The organism is Mesorhizobium sp., assembly GCF_004962925.1.
Taxonomy (GTDB): domain Bacteria; phylum Pseudomonadota; class Alphaproteobacteria; order Rhizobiales; family Rhizobiaceae; genus Mesorhizobium.
Map to the genome: position 1 here is coordinate 1 of NZ_SUEO01000388.1, position 1613 is coordinate 1613.

Sequence of the window (1613 nt, forward strand, 5' to 3'; positions counted from 1 at the left end):
CCGCTGTTCCGCACGAGCTCGGGAGCAGGAGCGGGGCTCCTGCTCATTCGGGCAGGATTTCCGCTTCGCGGGAAAACGAGAAAACAGGAGAGAAACCCATGACCGAGACAATCATCATTCCCCTTAACAAGCTGGATTTGGATCCGAAGAACGTCCGCAAAACCTACAGCGCCGAGGGTATCGCAGCACTGGCAGGGAGCATCAGGGCCGATGGCTACAGGCTGTTGCAAAACCTTGTCGTCAGGAAGGGCGACAAGAAGGGCCGCTATTTCGTGACCGCTGGCGGGCGACGCCGCGCGGCGCTCAATCTGCTGGCCGAGAAGGGAGAGATCGCGAAGGATTTTCCCGTTGAATGCAAGGAGCGAGCGGGCGAGGACGCGAAGGCGACCAGTCTTGCAGAAAACGTCTTGCGCGAGGACATGCACCCGGTCGATCAATACGAGGCGTTCCGCGATCTGGCGGACGAAGGCAAGTCGGTCCCCGACATTGCCGCACGGTTCGGCACGACCGAAACGATTGTGCGCCGCCGCCTTGCCCTTGGTCGCGTGTCGCCGCGCCTCTTGGAGGCTTACCGCAACGAGGACATGACCTTTGAGCAGCTTTCGGCCTTCACGATCAGCGACGATCACGAGGCGCAGGAACGGATATGGAATGAACTGCCAGCGTGGAACCGTTACGCGTCAAACATTCGTTCCGCGCTTGCTGGCGAGGGCGTTCGGGCAGGCGACAAGCGAGTCAAATTCCTGGGTGGACTGGACGCCTACGAGGCGGCAGGCGGGACCGTCAGGCGCGATCTGTGCGATGACAAGGAAGGCGGTTTCGCTGTCGATGTCGTGAAGCTGGACGCCCTTGTCGCAGCCAAGCTTGAAAGCGCGGCCAAGGCGGTGAAGGCGGAAGGCTGGAAATGGGTCGAGATCATGCCCGATGTATCCTATGACACCTTCCAAGCCTATGGGCGGCGCTATCCCGAACAGGTGCCGTTGTCCGAGGCCGAACAAGCCGAGCTCGACCAACTCACCGCAGAATATGACGATCTGGCCGAGTTGATCGGGGCCGAGGCCGCCGACGAAGAGGCTGATGCGAAGATCGAGGAAATCGACAAGCGGATCACCGCGTTGCAGGACCGCACGGAAATTTATACGCCGGAAGCTTTCGAGATCGGCGGTGCGATCGTCACGCTGACCAACTACGGCGATGTGCGGATCGAGCGTGGTCTTGTGCGGCCCGAGGATGACCGGGATGACGAGGCCGATGGCGACGACGAAGGTGGCAACAGCGTTGAAAAACCACAGGAGGCCGGACAGCCGAAGGTGACGCATTCGGCGGCGCTCGTCGAGGACCTGACCGCTCAAAAGACGGCGGCGCTACGCGTCGAACTCGCGAACAATCACGAAATAGCCTTGGCAGCCGTAGTTCACGCGATGCTGTTGAGTGTGATCTATGATTACCGCCCAAACGTAGATAGCTTGCTGCAAATCAAGCTGACACATGAGCGTATCGAAATTGGAAGCCGTCGGCATTGCAGAGCGGATGGTCGTCGACAGCGGTTGGCTTCCTGATCCTGTGAGGATTTCCGTTCCTGCCATCGAAACGACGCGCGACGAGGCCGATTT

1 protein-coding gene is annotated in these 1613 nt (G+C 60.1%); it reads left to right on the forward strand.

The window, feature by feature from the left end; translation table 11 throughout:
• Positions 1–1559: ParB/RepB/Spo0J family partition protein (locus E5W87_RS35265; RefSeq protein WP_292408540.1), on the forward strand; the 1559-nt coding region annotated here is incomplete at its 5' end.
• Between the last annotated feature and the right edge of the window lie 54 nt (positions 1560–1613).